Annotated in this window: 12 protein-coding genes and 1 pseudogene; 2 read left to right on the forward strand and 11 right to left on the reverse strand. The window is 54.3% G+C overall.

The features are described 5' to 3' along the window. Window positions 1-358 precede the first annotated feature (358 nt). Complete coding sequence (locus ACOT1A_RS08360) at window positions 359-3,364, forward strand: autotransporter outer membrane beta-barrel domain-containing protein (protein WP_400183975.1); 3,006 nt, start codon at window positions 359-361, stop codon at window positions 3,362-3,364. Between the two features lie 50 nt (window positions 3,365-3,414). On the opposite strand, the gene ACOT1A_RS08365 is transcribed toward ACOT1A_RS08360, so the two are convergent. The 10 genes and pseudogenes from ACOT1A_RS08365 to ACOT1A_RS08410 all read right to left on the reverse strand — a co-directional run bounded on the left by ACOT1A_RS08365 (window position 3,415) and on the right by ACOT1A_RS08410 (window position 15,735). Beyond that, the gene (locus ACOT1A_RS08365) at window positions 3,415-3,648 is read right to left on the reverse strand and encodes a YgdI/YgdR family lipoprotein (RefSeq protein WP_003856439.1); all 234 of its coding nucleotides are present in this window, start codon (window positions 3,646-3,648) and stop codon (window positions 3,415-3,417) included. Between the two features lie 182 nt (window positions 3,649-3,830). Beyond that, a complete protein-coding gene (gene carB, locus ACOT1A_RS08370) occupies window positions 3,831-7,055 on the reverse strand; it encodes a carbamoyl-phosphate synthase large subunit (protein WP_421625513.1) in 3,225 nt (1,074 codons plus the stop codon). An 18-nt stretch (window positions 7,056-7,073) separates the two neighbouring features. After that, window positions 7,074-8,222: a glutamine-hydrolyzing carbamoyl-phosphate synthase small subunit gene (gene carA / locus ACOT1A_RS08375; protein ID WP_023299297.1), complete on the reverse strand. Its 1,149-nt coding sequence runs from the start codon at window positions 8,220-8,222 to the stop codon at window positions 7,074-7,076. Window positions 8,223-8,676: 454 nt separating this feature from the next. Then, complete coding sequence (dapB, locus tag ACOT1A_RS08380; RefSeq protein ID WP_022647011.1) at window positions 8,677-9,498, reverse strand: 4-hydroxy-tetrahydrodipicolinate reductase; 822 nt, start codon at window positions 9,496-9,498, stop codon at window positions 8,677-8,679. A 205-nt stretch (window positions 9,499-9,703) separates the two neighbouring features. Next, window positions 9,704-10,654: a 4-hydroxy-3-methylbut-2-enyl diphosphate reductase gene (gene ispH, locus ACOT1A_RS08385; RefSeq protein ID WP_022647010.1), complete on the reverse strand. Its 951-nt coding sequence runs from the start codon at window positions 10,652-10,654 to the stop codon at window positions 9,704-9,706. Between the two features lies 1 nt (window position 10,655). Then, a complete protein-coding gene (gene fkpB / locus ACOT1A_RS08390; RefSeq protein WP_022647009.1) occupies window positions 10,656-11,105 on the reverse strand; it encodes an FKBP-type peptidyl-prolyl cis-trans isomerase in 450 nt (149 codons plus the stop codon). Window positions 11,106-11,221: 116 nt separating this feature from the next. Further along, window positions 11,222-11,722, reverse strand: coding sequence for a signal peptidase II (lspA, locus tag ACOT1A_RS08395; RefSeq protein WP_023299295.1), 501 nt, complete (start codon window positions 11,720-11,722; stop codon window positions 11,222-11,224). Then, window positions 11,722-14,538 (reverse strand): isoleucine--tRNA ligase, encoded by a 2,817-nt coding sequence (gene ileS / locus ACOT1A_RS08400; protein WP_063148248.1) that lies wholly within the window; start codon window positions 14,536-14,538, stop codon window positions 11,722-11,724. Before ileS ends, lspA begins: the two co-directional genes overlap by 1 nt. 45 nt (window positions 14,539-14,583) lie before the next feature. Further along, the gene (ribF, locus tag ACOT1A_RS08405; RefSeq protein WP_023299293.1) at window positions 14,584-15,510 is read right to left on the reverse strand and encodes a bifunctional riboflavin kinase/FAD synthetase; all 927 of its coding nucleotides are present in this window, start codon (window positions 15,508-15,510) and stop codon (window positions 14,584-14,586) included. Between the two features lie 7 nt (window positions 15,511-15,517). Beyond that, a pseudogene (locus ACOT1A_RS08410) lies at window positions 15,518-15,735 on the reverse strand (DUF2575 domain-containing protein). 101 nt (window positions 15,736-15,836) lie between these two features. On the opposite strand from ACOT1A_RS08410, the gene rpsT reads away from it, so the two are divergent. Further along, window positions 15,837-16,100, forward strand: coding sequence for a 30S ribosomal protein S20 (rpsT, locus tag ACOT1A_RS08415; RefSeq protein ID WP_003856458.1), 264 nt, complete (start codon window positions 15,837-15,839; stop codon window positions 16,098-16,100). Between the two features lie 58 nt (window positions 16,101-16,158). Here rpsT and nhaR read toward each other — a convergent pair whose 3' ends face one another. Then, window positions 16,159-17,058, reverse strand: coding sequence for a transcriptional activator NhaR (gene nhaR / locus ACOT1A_RS08420; protein WP_003856462.1), 900 nt, complete (start codon window positions 17,056-17,058; stop codon window positions 16,159-16,161). Between the last annotated feature and the right edge of the window lies 1 nt (window position 17,059).

Below are 17,059 nucleotides of genomic sequence, written 5' to 3' on the forward strand. Positions count from 1 at the left end.
ATGCCTGTCTTTTACTTTTCTTGTAGCATTGAGTGTAGACAGTTACCACCCCGACTTAAAGGGGCTATCTAACGGTTAAAAGTAAAACGCAAGTATTGGCAACCCATCCCACCTTACCAGCGACAGTGGCGCTAAACACGAAGAGCGATACGCGAGACAAATTCATCCTACAAAATAGTTATGGCCATTCATATTATCAACAGATATTTTTAGCGAAACTTAAGTCATTATTTAATAAATCAACCTGTACATAACCCATTGAAAAAATAATAATTTTATGCTTTTTTGTTTTAAGCTCACGCTTTAAGACGGACTAAATACGTTTTACGCACGTTATCTAATGTTCCTTCTCACTCAAATGGATGTGTACATGAGCAACAATTTCTTTAGATTAAATCATACAACCAAAACTCTTGGAAAGATATTTCCTGCCTTGTTGATATGCACCCCTGCGGTTGCATTTTCTGCAACGATTGACCAATCAACTTCTGTTCCTCAAGATTTCTCAGCCGATGCTGAATATATTATTAATAAAAACGTGACGATCTCCTCCGCTGGTAGTGAAGCGGCGGTATCGGTCTCTGGGTTTACTCTCACCAATGTCACTAACGAAGGGAATATTTCTGGCACGGGAAATGGCCTGAATATAAATACTGGTGTACAGCGCATTGTAATTAATAACGACATCGGCGCAACCATTTCCTCCACCACCGCGAATGCGGTGAATATTCAGTCACTACTCGGTGATTTTAATAACAGTGGAAACATTACTGGCTTGGAAAATGGCATTTTTGTCAGTGAAAACTCCTCCGCAGTAAATATTACCAATACCAGCACCGGAACGATAAAAGGAAAAACAGGTCTTAGTACTCAGGTTGGCATTGGCATTAATAACAGTGGCGAAATTATCGGTACAAACGGTGATGCTATTACGGCAAATGATGGCAACACTAAGATTTTTAACAGTGCCACTGTGCAGGGAACCCAGTACGGAATCAATGTAAAAGATACAGCAAAATTAGATATCAAAAATAGCGGAACGATTAGTGGTGAAACAAACGCTATTATGTTTGCCAGCGATAAAAATAACACGCTACTGCTCGACACTGGCTCCAACCTCATCGGTGACGTAATATCCACAAATTCCAGAGGAAATACCCTGACGTTGATCGGCACCGGTACGGAAGACAATAACTTCGTGGGTCTGAATGAAGGCGACGGTTTTGCCAGCGTAAAAATGGAGGGTGAAAGCTGGGCACTGTCGGGCGATCTCGACATTATTGGCTCTGGCGACTCCTTGCTGATAGAGACTGGCGCGTTAACCCTGTCGGGTGCGGTATCGAATAACGGTAATACGCGGGTGGCCAAAGACGCCTCGCTGCAACTGGGCGATGGCGAAAAAACTGCGACGCTCAGCGGTGGGCTCACCAACAATGGTACCGTCATTTTTAATCAGGGTAGCGATTTCACTTTCGCCACCGACATGACCGGTAGCGGTAACGTCGAAAAAGTTGATTCCAACACGCTGACCCTGACAGGCAAAAATAGCTATACAGGGAATACGGTTCTGCACGGTGGCACCACGCTGGTCTCCACCGGAGCAACGCTCGGCGTCAAGGGCAGTAACGCCACCGTTACCGTTGAAAACGGCGCGACCTTTGCCACCGCAGGCGAAGTGAACAACAACATCGCGATTCTTAGCGGCGGTACGCTGGCGGCATGGAATGCAGTCCAGGGTAACTCCACGCTCAGCGCTTCCGGTGTTGATACCATCAACGGCAACGTGGCTAATGGCGGCACGCTGTTGCTGAGTGCGGCTGATAATAGCGTTGGCAATAATTTTACGATTAATGGCGACTACACCGGCTCTGACGGTAGCCAGATTGTGATGAACAGCACTCTGGGTGAAGATAACTCACCAACTGACCACCTCACCATTACGGGCAGCAGCTTCGGTCAGTCCGGCGTCAGCATTACCAACATTGGCGGCGCAGGCGCGCAAACCATTAACGGTATGGAAATTGTCAGCATTGGCGGCAGTTCCGAAGCCCAGCTGACGCTGGCAAAACCGGTCGTCGCAGGCGCCTGGGAATATAACCTCTACCAGCACAGTGACGGAAACTGGTATCTGGAATCAAAGGCGACGCCTTCTGATGATCCTTCCGACGACACCGATGACGGTGGCAATAATGATGACGGCGGTAACACCGACGGCGGTGGCAACACCGATGACGGTGGCAATAATGATGACGGTGGTAACGCCGATGATGGTGGTAACACCGACAACGGCGGCAACACTGACAACGGCGGCAACACCGATAACGGTGGTAACACCGACAACGGCGGCAACACCGATAACGGCGGCAACACCGATAACGGCGGCAACACCGATAACGGCGGCAACACCGATAACGGCGGTAACAGTGCCCCGGAAGTTATGGCACCTGAAGTGGGTGCTTACTTAGGTAACTACCTTGCCGCGCAGAGCATGTTCCTGCATAAGCGCGACGATCGCGACCAGCTCACTTTCCGCAATGAAGACGATCTGAACACCTGGATGTACGTTAAGGGTCGCTATCATGAGAACGATGCGGGTGGCGATAAAGTCAGCTACGACACCACCACCACCGTTCTGCAAGTCGGCAGCGATTTCATGAGCAAGCCAATGGATAACGGCATCCTGCGTGCCGGTGGTATGTTCGGTGCAGGCCAGGCGAAGACCCACTCTGATGCGAAGCACAACGAGCGTGACGCACAGGGTAAGGTTGATGGCTTTAATGTTGGGCTGTACGCCACCTGGCAGGAAGATCAGAAATTACGTCTGGGCAGCTACGTTGATACCTGGGCCGCTTATAGCTGGTACAACAACAAAGTCACCAGCAATCGTAACGATGAAGATTACGATAGCGAAGGTTTCGCCGCGTCTGTTGAAGTCGGCCACGCGTGGGTTATCCAGTCTGAAAATGAACGTACATGGAAGATCGAGCCACAGGCGCAGGTGATCTACAGCTATCTCGATCAGGAAAATCACACCGATCGCGACGGCGTACGCGTAACCACGCTGGACAATGACAGCGTCTTTGGTCGTCTTGGCGTTAAAGCAAGCTACTTCCAGCAGAAGGACGTCAAGGCCTGGCAGCCATACGTCGCAGTTAACTGGTTGAAAGGTGCTGGTCAAAACGATCTGGCATTCAATGACGAAACCGTCAGCAACGATACGCCAGAAGATCGTGGTCAGTTAGAGCTGGGCGTAACCGGCAACCTGAACGAAACCACAACGATCTCCCTGCGTGCCAGCGGTGAGTGGGATGAAAACAGCTATGCCGCTTACGGCGGTCATATTTTGTTAAACCATCGCTGGTAATCGATCATTCTGACGCAAAAAAAGCAGTGGCATGTGCCACTGCTTTTTATTTAGTTATCCAGCTCACCCATTGATTTAACCTGGTCACGGTTAATCTGTTCAGTTTGACCGGTTTCGGCGTTTTTGTACGATACCAGACCGGTATCGTCATCCACCTGCGGTTTCCCGTCAGTAACGATAGTTTTACCATCGGTGGTTTTTACGGCCTGATTTGACGAACAGCCCGCCACGGTGAACATTGCAGTGGCAGCCAGAACGGAAGCGATCAGTAGTTTATTTTGCATGGTGTTTTCCCCTGCTCTCAGTTGAATTTTCGTTATCGACCTAACCATTTTAGGCTAACTGACTGAAAGCGGATGAAAAACCAGAAGGTTCTTAAGATGGGTAAAGAAAACCGTAGGGCGGGTAAGCGAAGCGCCACCCGCCACTTGCCCGGCGGCGCTAACGCTTGCCGGGCCTACGCAGATTACTTGCTAATCTGAGCGTGCATTTCCTGCACCGAAATCACCTTCTCGGTGGCATCCGCATTCAGCGCCATGGCCGTCGCGAAACCGCCGTTCAGGGTGGTGTCGTAATGCACTTTATACTGGAGCGCGCTGCGGCGAATCAGCTTGGAGTCTTCAATCGCCTGGCGACCTGCGGTGGTGTTGATGATGTAGGTGTACTCACCATTCTTGATACGGTCCTGAATGTGCGGACGACCTTCATGCACCTTGTTCACCAGACGCGGGTTGATCCCAGCTTCACCCAGCACAATTGCCGTGCCGTGGGTTGCATCCAGCTCGAAGCCCTGTTTAAGCAGCTTGGCGGCCAGGTCAACCACGCGCTCTTTATCGCCTTCGCGAACGGAGAGCAGCGCACGGCCCGATTTTCTCATGGTGGAGCTGCTGCCCAGCTGTGCCTTGGCAAACGCTTCTGCGAAGGTGCGGCCCACGCCCATCACTTCCCCGGTAGAGCGCATCTCTGGCCCTAACAGTGGGTCAACGCCCGGGAATTTGTTGAACGGCAGCACCACCTCTTTCACCGAGTAGTACGGCGGGATGATTTCTTTCGTGACGCCCTGCTGAGTCAGCGTCTGGCCAGCCATCACGCGCGCCGCCACTTTCGCCAGCGGAATACCGGTCGCTTTAGAGACGAACGGTACGGTACGTGCCGCACGCGGGTTGACTTCAATCAGATAAACTTCGTTGTCTTTCACTGCGAACTGAACGTTCATCAGGCCGCGAACCTGTAGCTCGAAGGCCAGCTTCTGCACCTGCTGACGCATCACATCCTGAATCTCCTGGCTCAGGGTGTACGCAGGAAGAGAACATGCGGAGTCACCGGAGTGCACGCCAGCCTGCTCGATGTGCTCCATGATGCCGCCAATCAGCACCATCTCGCCGTCGCAGATAGCGTCAACGTCGACTTCAACCGCGTCGTCGAGGAAGCGGTCGAGCAGCACTGGCGCATCGTTGGAGACGCTCACCGCCGTCTGGAAGTAGCGACGCAGGTCGGCTTCGTCATAGACGATTTCCATCGCACGGCCGCCCAGTACGTAGGATGGACGCACCACCAGCGGGTAACCAATCTCTTTCGCTTTCTCAACGGCCATTTCAATCGCGGTCACGGTGGCGTTCGCCGGCTGTTTCAGCTTGAGACGATCAACTGCCTGCTGGAAACGCTCGCGGTCTTCCGCACGGTCAATCGCGTCCGGGCTGGTGCCGATGACCGGCACACCTGCTGCTTCCAGCGCACGCGCCAGCTTCAGCGGAGTCTGGCCGCCATACTGCACGATCACGCCTTTCGGCTTCTCGATGCGCACGATTTCAAGCACGTCTTCCAGCGTAACCGGCTCGAAGTAGAGGCGGTCGGAAGTGTCGTAGTCGGTCGAGACGGTTTCCGGGTTACAGTTGACCATGATGGTCTCGTAACCGTCTTCGCGCAGCGCCAGCGAGGCATGCACGCAGCAGTAGTCGAACTCAATGCCCTGGCCGATACGGTTTGGACCGCCGCCCAGCACCATAATCTTGTCGCGGTCGACGGACGGGTTCGCCTCGCACTCGTCTTCATAGGTGGAGTACATGTACGCGGTATCGGTCGAGAACTCTGCCGCACAGGTGTCCACGCGCTTGTAAACCGGGTGCAGGTCATACTGGTCGCGCAGCTTGCGGATCTCCGCTTCACGTACGCCCGCCAGTTTAGCCAGACGCGCATCGGCGAAGCCTTTACGCTTCAGCATGCGCAGGAAGTCTGCGTCAAGGCCGTTGATGCCCAGCTCTGCCACTTTCTCTTCCAGACGCACCAGCTCTTCAATCTGCACCAGGAACCAGCGGTCGATGTTAGTCAGGTTCAATACGCCGTCGACGGAGAGGCCCGCACGGAAGGCATCGGCGATGTACCAGATACGCTCTGCGCCCGCGTCTTTCAGCTCGCGGCGGATTTTGGTCAGTGCTTCCGGGTCGTCCAGGCTGACTTTCGGGTCAAAGCCGGTCGCGCCCACTTCCAGGCCACGCAGCGCTTTTTGCAGGGATTCCTGCTGCGTGCGGCCAATCGCCATGACTTCACCAACGGATTTCATCTGGGTAGTCAGACGGTCGTTCGCGCCGGCGAATTTCTCGAAATTAAAGCGAGGAATTTTGGTCACAACGTAGTCGATGGACGGTTCGAAGGACGCTGGCGTGCGGCCACCGGTGATGTCGTTCATCAGCTCGTCAAGGGTGTAACCCACCGCCAGTTTCGCCGCCACTTTCGCAATCGGGAAGCCGGTGGCTTTGGAGGCCAGCGCGGAGGAACGGGACACGCGCGGGTTCATTTCGATAACAATCAGACGGCCGGTTTTCGGGTTCACCGAGAACTGCACGTTCGAGCCGCCGGTTTCCACGCCGATTTCACGCAGTACCGCCATCGAGGCGTTACGCATGATTTGGTACTCTTTGTCGGTCAGCGTCTGAGCTGGCGCAACGGTGATGGAGTCGCCGGTGTGGATCCCCATCGCGTCGAAGTTTTCGATGGAGCAGACGATGATGCAGTTGTCGTTTTTATCACGCACCACTTCCATCTCGTACTCTTTCCAGCCAATCAGCGATTCATCAATCAGCAGCTCTTTGGTTGGGGAGAGATCCAGACCGCGTTCGCAAATCTCTTCGAACTCTTCGCGGTTGTAGGCGATACCGCCGCCGGTGCCGCCCATGGTGAATGATGGACGGATGATGCACGGATAGCCCACGTCAGCCGCGACGGCCAGCGCTTCTTCCATGTTGTGTGCGATACCGGAACGCGCGGTGTCGAGGCCAATTTTTTTCATTGCCACGTCGAAGCGACGACGGTCTTCTGCTTTATCAATCGCGTCGGCGGTTGCCCCAATCATGGTCACGCCGAACTCTTCCAGCACACCCTGACGCTCCAGCTCCAGCGCGCAGTTCAGCGCCGTCTGGCCGCCCATGGTCGGCAGCACCGCGTCCGGACGCTCTTTCTCAATAATTTTGCGTACCACTTCCCAGTGAATTGGCTCGATGTAGGTCGCATCTGCCATTTCCGGGTCGGTCATGATGGTGGCCGGGTTAGAGTTGACCAGGATGACGCGGTAACCCTCTTCGCGCAGGGCTTTACACGCCTGCGCGCCGGAGTAGTCAAATTCACAGGCCTGGCCGATCACGATCGGGCCAGCGCCAAGGATCAGGATGCTTTTTATGTCTGTACGTTTTGGCATGGTCTTCTCAGCTCCTGATTATTTAGCAGTCTTACGGTATTGCTCGATAAGTTCGATGAAGTGATCGAACAGCGGCGCGGCATCGTGTGGGCCCGGGCTGGCTTCAGGGTGGCCCTGGAAGCTGAACGCAGGCTTATCGGTGCGATGGATACCCTGCAAGGTACCATCGAACAGTGACTTATGCGTCACGCGCAGGTTAGCTGGCATCGTCGCTTCATCCACAGCGAAGCCGTGGTTCTGCGCGGTGATCATTACCGTGTTGTTGTCGATATCTTTCACCGGGTGGTTACCACCATGGTGGCCGAACTTCATCTTGACGGTGTTCGCTCCGCTCGCCAGCGCCAGCAGCTGATGGCCGAGACAGATGCCGAATACCGGGATATCGGTTTCAAGGAAGGACTTAATGGCGTCGATAGCGTAGTCACACGGCGCCGGGTCGCCAGGACCGTTAGAGAGGAAGATGCCGTCCGGGTTCATCTTCAGAACATCTTCCGCAGACGTTTGTGCCGGGACGACCGTCAGGCGGCAGCCACGGTCAACCAGCATACGCAGGATGTTGCGCTTGGCACCAAAATCGTAGGCCACCACGTGGAACGGCAGCTCGCTTTCCGGTTTCGCTTCCGGCAGGTCGCCTTCCAGCGTCCAGCTTCCCTGCGTCCAGCTGTAGGCTTCTGTGGTAGTCACTTCTTTCGCCAGGTCCATACCGTTCAGGCCCGGGAAGGCTTTCGCTTTTTCCAGCGCCAGCGCCGCATCGAGGTTGTCCCCTGCGATGATGCAGCCATTTTGTGCACCCTTCTCGCGCAGCAGACGCGTCAGCTTACGGGTATCGATATCGGCAATCGCCACAATGTTATGGCGCTTCAGGTAAGAAGAGAGGTCTTCGGTGTTGCGGAAGTTGCTGGCAATCAGCGGCAGGTCGCGAATGACCAGGCCTTGTGCATGTACCTGAGAGGATTCTTCGTCAGCCGCATTGGTGCCGACATTGCCGATATGAGGATAAGTAAGAGTAACGATTTGGCGAGAATAGGAAGGATCAGTGAGGATTTCTTGATAACCGGTCATTGAAGTATTGAAAACGACTTCCCCAACCGCCGAACCCGTTGCCCCTATGGCCCGACCGATAAACTGGGTTCCGTCTTCCAGAACCAATAGCGCTGACTTAATCAAAACACCCTCCAGAGAATATTCACTCACTTTATTTGCATATTAATTCATAACCATGTCATGGATCAATGCAAATGTGTTGCCAGCGGATTTTTGGCAAACGGCGGCATTCTGGGGATTTGCCATGTAAAAGTCAACTTAAAACGGGGATTTTGTTTATTCTTTTGCAGGCCTGATGGCTTGATTTCAAATTAAGCGGCAAAAAGATCAACTAAATCACTGTGGAAATCGCTTGCGCAGGCAGTTTAAAAGAAACAATCGTCTTGCGGGAATAAAAAGTGGACCAGATGGTCAAAATTTACAGTACAGCAACATAAAATAGCATGAAAACACTTACTTTAAATGAGTTAAATGCAATAATCCTTTTAAATAGTCAAAATAAAAGGGCAATAAAATATTGCCCTATGCAATCAAACAGTTACGACTGCAATAACCACATCACGATGGGTAATAACGCTTACAAATTGTTGAGTTCGAGCACATCTCGCATATCAAAAAGACCATTTGGCTTACCTTTTAGCCACAGTGCGGAGCGTACCGCCCCGTTTGCAAACGTCATGCGGCTGGATGCTTTATGTGTGATTTCGACCCTTTCACCAATATCGGCGAACATAGCGGTATGTTCGCCGACGATATCACCCGCGCGAACGGTGGCAAAACCAATGGTGCCAGGCACGCGCTCGCCAGTGTGACCTTCGCGAGAATAGACCGCGATGTCTTTCAAATCTTTATCCATTGCATAAGCAATCGCTTCGCCCATCGCCAGCGCCGTGCCAGATGGGGCATCGACTTTATGGCGGTGGTGCGCTTCAATAATCTCAATGTCGGTATAGTCGCCCATCACCTTCGCTGCCTTTTCCAGCAGTTTCAGCATAACGTTAACGCCTACGCTAAAGTTCGCGGCGAAGACAATTGCAATGTCGGCGGCTGCTTCCTGAATGGCCTGTTTACCGGCATCATCGAAACCGGTGGTGCCAATCACCATCCCTTTACCGTGCTGGCGGCAAAACGCCAGGTGAGTCAAAGTGCCTTCCGGACGGGTAAAGTCGATGAACACGTCAAAGTCTTCTTTCACCGCCTCCAGGTTGCTCTGCACGGTAACGCCTGTCTTGCCCGCGCCTGCCAGTTCGCCCGCATCGGAGCCCAGCAGGGATGAACCTTCACGCTCCAGCGCCGCGCCAAGTGCCACGCCATCCATCTGTAGTGCCGCCTGAATCAGCTGGCGACCCATACGTCCACCCGCGCCCGCAATGGCGACACGGATCTGTGCATCATGCATAGTTATTCTCTTACGTTAAAATGATGTAAACCGTTTTCAGATTAACCAGCCTTCGCTAAGGCTGCCAACTGAAAACACCAATAATTAGAATTTAACGTGAAACCGACTCAGATATCAGTAAAAGACATGATTTTGTCGTCACGATAAGATACGAAGCAAAAAAAAGGCCAGCACAGAAGGTGCTGGCCTTTCATCAGAAAAGAAATTATTCCACTTCGCGGGCGTCGATTCGCAGCTCTTTCGGCACTTCAAAGACAATGTTCTCTTCACGGCCTTCCAGCGGCACCGCTTCGCCACCACCCAGCTCTTGCAGGCGGGCAATGACGTTTTGCACCAGAATATCCGGCGCTGAAGCACCTGCGGTAACACCGACGCAGGCCGCGTTTTTCACCCACGCTTCCTGAATGTCCGTTGCGTCGTCGATCAGAAACGCCGCTTTCCCCATACGCTGCGCCAGTTCGGCCAGACGGTTAGAGTTAGAGGAGTTTTTTGAACCGACCACCAGCACCACGTCCGCCTGTTCAGCCAACGCGCGCACGGCTTCCTGACGGTTGGTGGTTGCGTAGCAGATATCATCTTTGCGCGGCCCGACGATTTTTGGGAAGCGCTGGCGCAGGGCGTCAATCACGTCTGAGGTGTCGTCCACGGAAAGCGTCGTCTGGGTCATAAACGACAGACGCGCTTCGTTTTTCACATTCAGCGTAAAAACGTCTTCCGGCGACTCAACCAGATACATGCCCCCTTCCGGGTTGCTGTACTGACCCATGGTGCCTTCAACTTCCGGGTGACCGGCATGGCCAATCAGAATCGACTCTTCACCACGACGGCTTGCACGCGCCACTTCCATATGCACCTTGGTCACTAACGGACAGGTGGCATCGAATACGGTCAGATCGCGGCTTTTGGCTTCGTTACGTACGGCCTGGGATACGCCGTGCGCGGAGAAGATGAGGATTGCGCCGTCCGGCACTTCGCTGATCTGCTCGATAAAAATCGCACCGCGCTCGCGCAGGCTGTCGACCACGTAGCGGTTGTGCACCACTTCGTGACGCACGTAAATCGGCGCGCCGTAAATCTCCAGCGCATTTTCAACAATGCTGATAGCGCGGTCTACACCGGCGCAAAAACCGCGCGGGTTAGCCAACAGGATCTGCATTTCAGTCCTCCAGCGCCGGATCGATCTCCAGCACTTCTACATCAAAATGAACGGTACGCCCGGCAAGCGGATGGTTGAAGTCAACGGTGATGGAATCCCCGTTGATTTCGCGGATCACGCCAGGCATTTCACTGCCGTCCATAGCGGTAAAGAGCATAATCGCCCCGATCTCCGGTTCACCCGCATCCATAAACTCACGGCGCGAGAAGTACTGAATCAGATCCGGGCTTGGCACACCGAATGCCGCATCCGGCTCCAGTGAGAACGCTTTTTTCTCACCCTCTTTCAGCCCGAGAAGCTGTTGTTCGAGGCCTTCAGACAGGGAGGTGTCGCCCAGACGAAACAGCGCCGGTTTGCCATTGTTGCGGGTGGATTCGGCCGTGGAGCCGTCATCCAGCTTCAGCGTGAAATGAACGAGAACCGCGCTGTTGCTCTGTACGGATTTAGACATGCAAATTGCTCGCTTGTTTTGGGTCACCTGTTGCCCGGTGGCGCTACGCTTACCGGGCCTACGGGGGCCACAAATTCTGTAGGCCGGGATCGCTACGCGTCACCCGGCTGGTTTTGTTACACCTGCTCTTTCGCGGCCGGTTTAGGCAAGAAGCCTTCCAGCACGATTAACGCTGCACCAACGCATATTGCGCTATCGGCGAGGTTAAAGGTCGCAAAGTGCCAGTCGCCGACGTAGAAGTCGATCATATCGACTACAAAGCCGTGCCACAGGCGGTCAAACAGGTTACCCAGTGCGCCACCAATGATCAGCGCGTAGGCGATGTTATTCAGCTTTTGCGTGGCCTTCGAGCGGTACATCAGCACCGCGAGCACGACGCAGATACCCATTGCGATACCTGCGAAGAACCAACGCTGCCAGCCACCGCTGTCGGCAAGGAAACTAAACGCCGCGCCGTAGTTGCGGGCGTAGTGCAGGTTAAGCGACGGGAACAGCGGGACCGTATCCCCTAGAGCGAAATTCTGGAGGATCAGGAACTTGCTGCCCAAATCAATAATCAGCACCACTACCACCAGCCACAGCCAGCGCAGTCCTGTTGAACAGAGAGTTTTACTCATCAGGCAAACTTACGTTTTTCGCCGTCGCCGGCGACGTTGCTTACACAGCGTCCGCAGATGTCTGCGTGTTCCGCCACCTGGCCGACATCGGTAGTGTAATGCCAGCAACGCGGGCATTTTTCACCATCGGCTTTGCTCAGTGCGACCTTCAGTCCTTTGAGCAGTTCGCTCTGCTGAGCATCAGCAGATGCCTCGGCATAATCCGCAACTTTCGCACCGGAGGTCAACAGGACAAATCGTAATTCATCGCCCAGCGCGGTCAGCTTCGCGGCCAGCTCAGGCTCTGCGTACAGGGTCACCGTCGCTTCCAGAGAGCCACCGACTTTCTTGTCAGCGCGCGCCTGCTCGATAACCTTGTTCACTTCGCCACGCACTTTCAGCAGCTCGTCCCAGTAGGCGTCGTTCATTGCTTCAGTGCTGGAGAGGTCGAACAGACCTTCGTACCACTCGCCGGTGAAGACATACTTCTCACGGTCGCCCGGCAGGTAACCCCAGATTTCATCTGCGGTGAAGGACATGATCGGCGCCATCCAGCGTACCAGCGCCTCTGCGATGTGGAACAGCGCGGTCTGGCAGCTACGACGCGCCACGCTGTCCGCTTTCGCGGTGTACTGGCGGTCTTTGATGATGTCGAGATAGAACGACCCCATCTCAATGGAGCAGAAGCGCATCAGGCGCTGCACCACTTCGTGGAAGTCGTAAGACTCATAGGCTTTCAGAATATCTTCCTGTGCCGCTTTCGCGCAGCCTACCGCCCAGCGATCGAGCACCACCATCTCTTCCGGCTTCACCATGTCTTTTACCGGATCAAACCCGTTCAGGTTCGCCAGCAGGAAGCGCGCGGTGTTACGGATACGACGATAGCTGTCAGCAGCACGTTTCAGGATCTCGTCAGACACCGCCATTTCGCCCGTGTAGTCGGTGGATGCCACCCACAGACGCAGAATATCCGCGCCCAGCTTGTTCATCACGTCCTGCGGAGAAACGGTGTTACCGATGGATTTGGACATCTTACGGCCCTGACCATCCACGGTGAAGCCGTGGGTCAGTACCTGGCGGTAAGGTGCTTTGCCCTTCATGGCGGTGGAGATCATCAGGGATGACATGAACCAGCCGCGGTGTTGGTCGGAGCCTTCCAGATACATGTCGGCAGCGTGACCGGCGAACTCAGGGCGCACGTCAACCACGGAGGAGTGGGTAGACCCGGAGTCGAACCACACGTCCAGGGTATCCGGCACTTTCTCGTAGTTGTCCGCGTCAGCGCCCAGGATGTCACGGGAATCGAGATCCCACCACGCCTGAATGCCGTCAACTTCAACGCGCTTCGCCACCTCTTCCATCAGTTCCAGGGTGTTCGGGTGCAGTTCCTGCGTCTCTTTATGCACGAACAGCGACATCGGCACGCCCCAGGTGCGCTGACGGGAGATACACCAGTCAGGACGGTTAGCCACCATGGATTCGATACGCGCCTGGCCCCAGTCCGGGATCCACTGCACGCCTTTGATCTCTTTCAGAGACTGCTCGCGCAGGCCTTTCTGGTCCATGCTGACGAACCACTGCGGGGTCGCACGGAAGATAATCGGGGTCTTATGGCGCCAGCAGCACGGATAGCTGTGCTGCATTTTCTCAACGTGCAGCAGCGCGCCGCTGGTGCGAAGCATGTCAACGATGATGTCGTTGGCTTTAAAGACGTTGATACCGTCCAGCGCCGGGTAGGTGCCAGGCAGGTAAGAGCCATCCGGACCGACCGGGTTGGCGATTTCCAGACCGTATTTCAGGCTGATGTTGTAGTCGTCAGGACCGTGGCCGCCGGCGGTATGCACAGCACCGGTACCCGCGTCCAGCGTGACGTGGTCGCCCAGGATCGCCGGAACGTCGAAGTCCAGGAACGGGTGTTTGAAGCGCATCAGTTCCAGCGCGTCGCCTTTTACGGTGCCCAGCACGCTGTAATCGTTGATGTTCGCGCGTTTAAGCACGCTTTCAACCAGATCTTTTGCCAGGATAACCGCGCGACCATCAATCTGCACCAGGGCGTACTCAAACTCACCGGACAGGGAAATGGCACGGTTGGCTGGTAACGTCCACGGGGTGGTGGTCCAGATAACCAGCGAGACTGGACCGCTTACGCCTGGCAGGCCAAATTTAGCTTTGATCGCATCCTGATCGACCGCTTCGAACGCCACGTCGATAGAAGGCGAGGTTTTGTCGTAATACTCTACTTCCGCTTCTGCCAGCGCAGAACGGCAGTCCACGCACCAGTGCACCGGCTTAGCGCCTTTATGCAGGTGACCGTTGCCGATGATTTTACCCAGCGCACGGATAATGTTGGCTTCGGTTTTGAAGTCCATGGTCAGGTACGGGTGCGACCAGTCGCCCAGCACGCCCAGACGGATGAAGTCAGCGCGCTGACCGTCAACCTGGGTGGCAGCGTATTCGCGGCATTTCGCGCGGAACTCTGCGGCGGTGAACTTCTCACCCGGCTTACCGTACTCTTGCTCCACTTTCAGCTCGATTGGCAGACCATGGCAGTCCCAGCCCGGAACATAAGGCGAGTCATATCCCGCGAGTCCTTTGGACTTCACGATAATGTCTTTCAGAATCTTGTTTACAGAGTGACCAATATGAATGCTGCCATTCGCATAGGGAGGGCCATCATGCAGAATGAAGGTTTTTTTGCCTTTTTTGGCTGCACGAATGATGCCGTACAGGTCATCATCAGTCCAACGCGCCAGCATTCCCGGTTCGCGCTTGGCGAGATCGCCGCGCATCGGGAACCCTGTTTCCGGCAAATTCAGGGTTGATTTATAGTCACTCATCAGATTCTCGGTTCCGTATTTATCACGTAGGCAGTTAAGCCGGTTCTAAAGCCCAAAAAACTCGCGGGCCGTTAATTCATCTCGCGCGATTTGCGCCTTAAGTTCATCCAGCGAAGCGAATCGCTGTTCATTGCGTATTTTTTTACGCAGTATCACATCTATATGGCGACCGTAGAGGTCCATTACAACGTCCAGCAGGTGTACTTCTAACTGTTGACGCACACCGGAAACCGTTGGACGTGTACCAATGTTGGCAACACCGTAAAAAGGCTTCTCACCCAGTCCTGCCACTTCCACCGCATAGACCCCTTTAACCGGGGAGACCTGACGACGCAGCGGTATATTCGCCGTCGGAAAACCTATCGTGCGGCCCAGCGCATCGCCATGGACCACACGACCTGAAATTGTGAACGGATGACCCAGCAGCGTTTCTGCCGTGTCCAGTTCATCGTTCGCCAGCGCCTGACGTACCGCCGTGCTGCTGACGCGCACCCCGCCCTCACAGAAGGTCATCGTACTGGTGACGTCAAACCCGTACTCCAGGCCAGCCTTCTGTAATAACAAGAAATCGCCCTGACGACCAGCGCCAAAGCGGAAATCATCGCCCACGGCGAGAAACTGCACGCCAAGCTGCCTGACCAACAGATCGCTGACAAAGTTTTGTGCGGTCAGCGCGGCAAACCGACGGTCGAAGCGTACGCACAGGACGTAGTCAACGCCGGACTCCGCCAGGTAGCGTAACTTCTCACGCAGACGCGTCAGCCGCGCGGGGGATTTCTCGCCGGCAAACAGCTCCAGCGGCTGCGGTTCGAAAATCATCACCACAACGGGCAGGCCACGCGCCTCCCCTTCTTTACGCAATCCCTGCAACAGCGCCTGATGCCCACGATGCACGCCGTCAAAATTACCAATGGTCAGCACGCACCCGTGCGGGGCTTGACTGAGATTATGTATGCCGCGTATCAGCTTCATGACTGGCTCAAAACAGTGAAAATCGCCAAAGTATACCTTGTACGGCGGTTAAGGTTAACCGGCGATTGTTCACGCGAAACAGAAAGCCGTATGATTTCATCAGGCTGACCTTTCACAGCAAAAAAATCTGCCCGAGAACTGCGATTTTTATGCCGAAAGGCTGTATTCACGAAAGACAAGCTGGTAGAATCCTGCGCCATCACTACGTAACGTAGCGTCGCTCATTAACGGCGCTTATTTGCACAAATCCATTGACAAAAGAAGGCAAAGAGGGCATATTCCTCGGCCTTTGAATTGTCCACATAGAACATATTTGGGAGTTGGACTTGGCTAATATCAAATCAGCTAAGAAACGTGCCGTTCAGTCTGAAAAGGCTCGTAAGCACAACGCAAGCCGTCGCTCTATGATGCGTACTTTCATCAAGAAAGTATACGCAGCAATCGAAGCAGGCGACAAAGCTGCAGCGCAGAACGCATTTAACGAAATGCAACCAATCGTGGATCGTCAGGCTGCTAAAGGTCTGATCCACAAAAACAAAGCAGCGCGTCATAAAGCAAACCTGACCGCGCAGATCAACAAACTGGCTTAATCGCTACTTGTTGTTGCTTGTTTGAAAGAACCCGCTTAACGCGGGTTTTTTTATGTCTTCAGATTGCCGGCGGCGTAAACAGCGCCGAGTAGTCGCGGTTGCAGATTCGCTGCACCGCCGGGTGCTGAATCATCCTTTCGGCGAATATGGCGTGATACTCTTCCATCACGTTATCCACCCTGCCAATCTCGGTAATCTTGTCGTCTGAATAGAGATCGTGCGCGTACAGCGTCGGGGCAACGAAGATAGCGTTGTGCGCCTCGCCAAAAGCCTTCATCAAAGCCGCATCGTCGAACTCACCGAGGATCTCCACGTTCAGCCCCTGCGAGTTAAACCAGTTCAGCAGCTTACGTCCGAGCATAGACCGCCTACCCGGCACCAGCAGGCGGCGCTCTTCCAGGCAAGCAGGAAACGGTTTTTCCGGCGGCGGATTAATGCACCAGAAACTGACGCCGCATTCGCCAATTTTCACCGAGAACAAGCCTTCCTGCTGCGTGGAGTCGATTGGGCAATCCGAAATGATCATATCCAGCTTATGCTGGCTCAGCTGTTCCAGCAGCATCTCGTGAGTGGACTCAAAGCAGCGTAAATGAATCTGTTCATCTTCCACCACCGCCGCATCCAGCACACCGCTTACCAGCCGTTTGGACAACGCATCCGCCACGCCCACGTCAAAGAGCAGGTTCGACTCTTTGCGATAGTTAACGATATCCAGCATCTCCTGGCTCAGGGTGAACATCTTGTCCGCATAGCGGAACACCAGTTCGCCCAGCTCGCTCGGCTCAATGCCACGTCCTTTCCGCTTAAAAAGCTTGCCCTGTAAGCGCTCTTCCAGGGCTTTTATTTGCCCGGTAATAGTTTGTGGTGTCAGGTAGAGCGCCTCTGCCGCTCCCACGACCGAGCCCTGCTTGTAGACATGCCAGAAGTAATAGAGATGGTTATAGTTCAAATGAGACATC

Source organism: Enterobacter cloacae complex sp. SYL003, from assembly GCF_049236925.1.
Lineage (GTDB): Bacteria > Pseudomonadota > Gammaproteobacteria > Enterobacterales > Enterobacteriaceae > Enterobacter > Enterobacter intestinihominis.

Coding starts and splice junctions, on each gene's coding strand:
- ribF (WP_023299293.1), bottom strand. CDS start 15,510: ATGAAGCTGATACGCGGCATACATAATCTCAGTCAAGCCCCGCACGGG.
- ACOT1A_RS08360 (WP_400183975.1), top strand. CDS start 359: ATGGATGTGTACATGAGCAACAATTTCTTTAGATTAAATCATACAACC.
- dapB (WP_022647011.1), bottom strand. CDS start 9,498: ATGCATGATGCACAGATCCGTGTCGCCATTGCGGGCGCGGGTGGACGT.
- lspA (WP_023299295.1), bottom strand. CDS start 11,722: ATGAGTAAAACTCTCTGTTCAACAGGACTGCGCTGGCTGTGGCTGGTG.
- ispH (WP_022647010.1), bottom strand. CDS start 10,654: ATGCAGATCCTGTTGGCTAACCCGCGCGGTTTTTGCGCCGGTGTAGAC.
- fkpB (WP_022647009.1), bottom strand. CDS start 11,105: ATGTCTAAATCCGTACAGAGCAACAGCGCGGTTCTCGTTCATTTCACG.
- carB (WP_421625513.1), bottom strand. CDS start 7,055: ATGCCAAAACGTACAGACATAAAAAGCATCCTGATCCTTGGCGCTGGC.
- ACOT1A_RS08365 (WP_003856439.1), bottom strand. CDS start 3,648: ATGCAAAATAAACTACTGATCGCTTCCGTTCTGGCTGCCACTGCAATG.
- ileS (WP_063148248.1), bottom strand. CDS start 14,538: ATGAGTGACTATAAATCAACCCTGAATTTGCCGGAAACAGGGTTCCCG.
- nhaR (WP_003856462.1), bottom strand. CDS start 17,058: ATGTCTCATTTGAACTATAACCATCTCTATTACTTCTGGCATGTCTAC.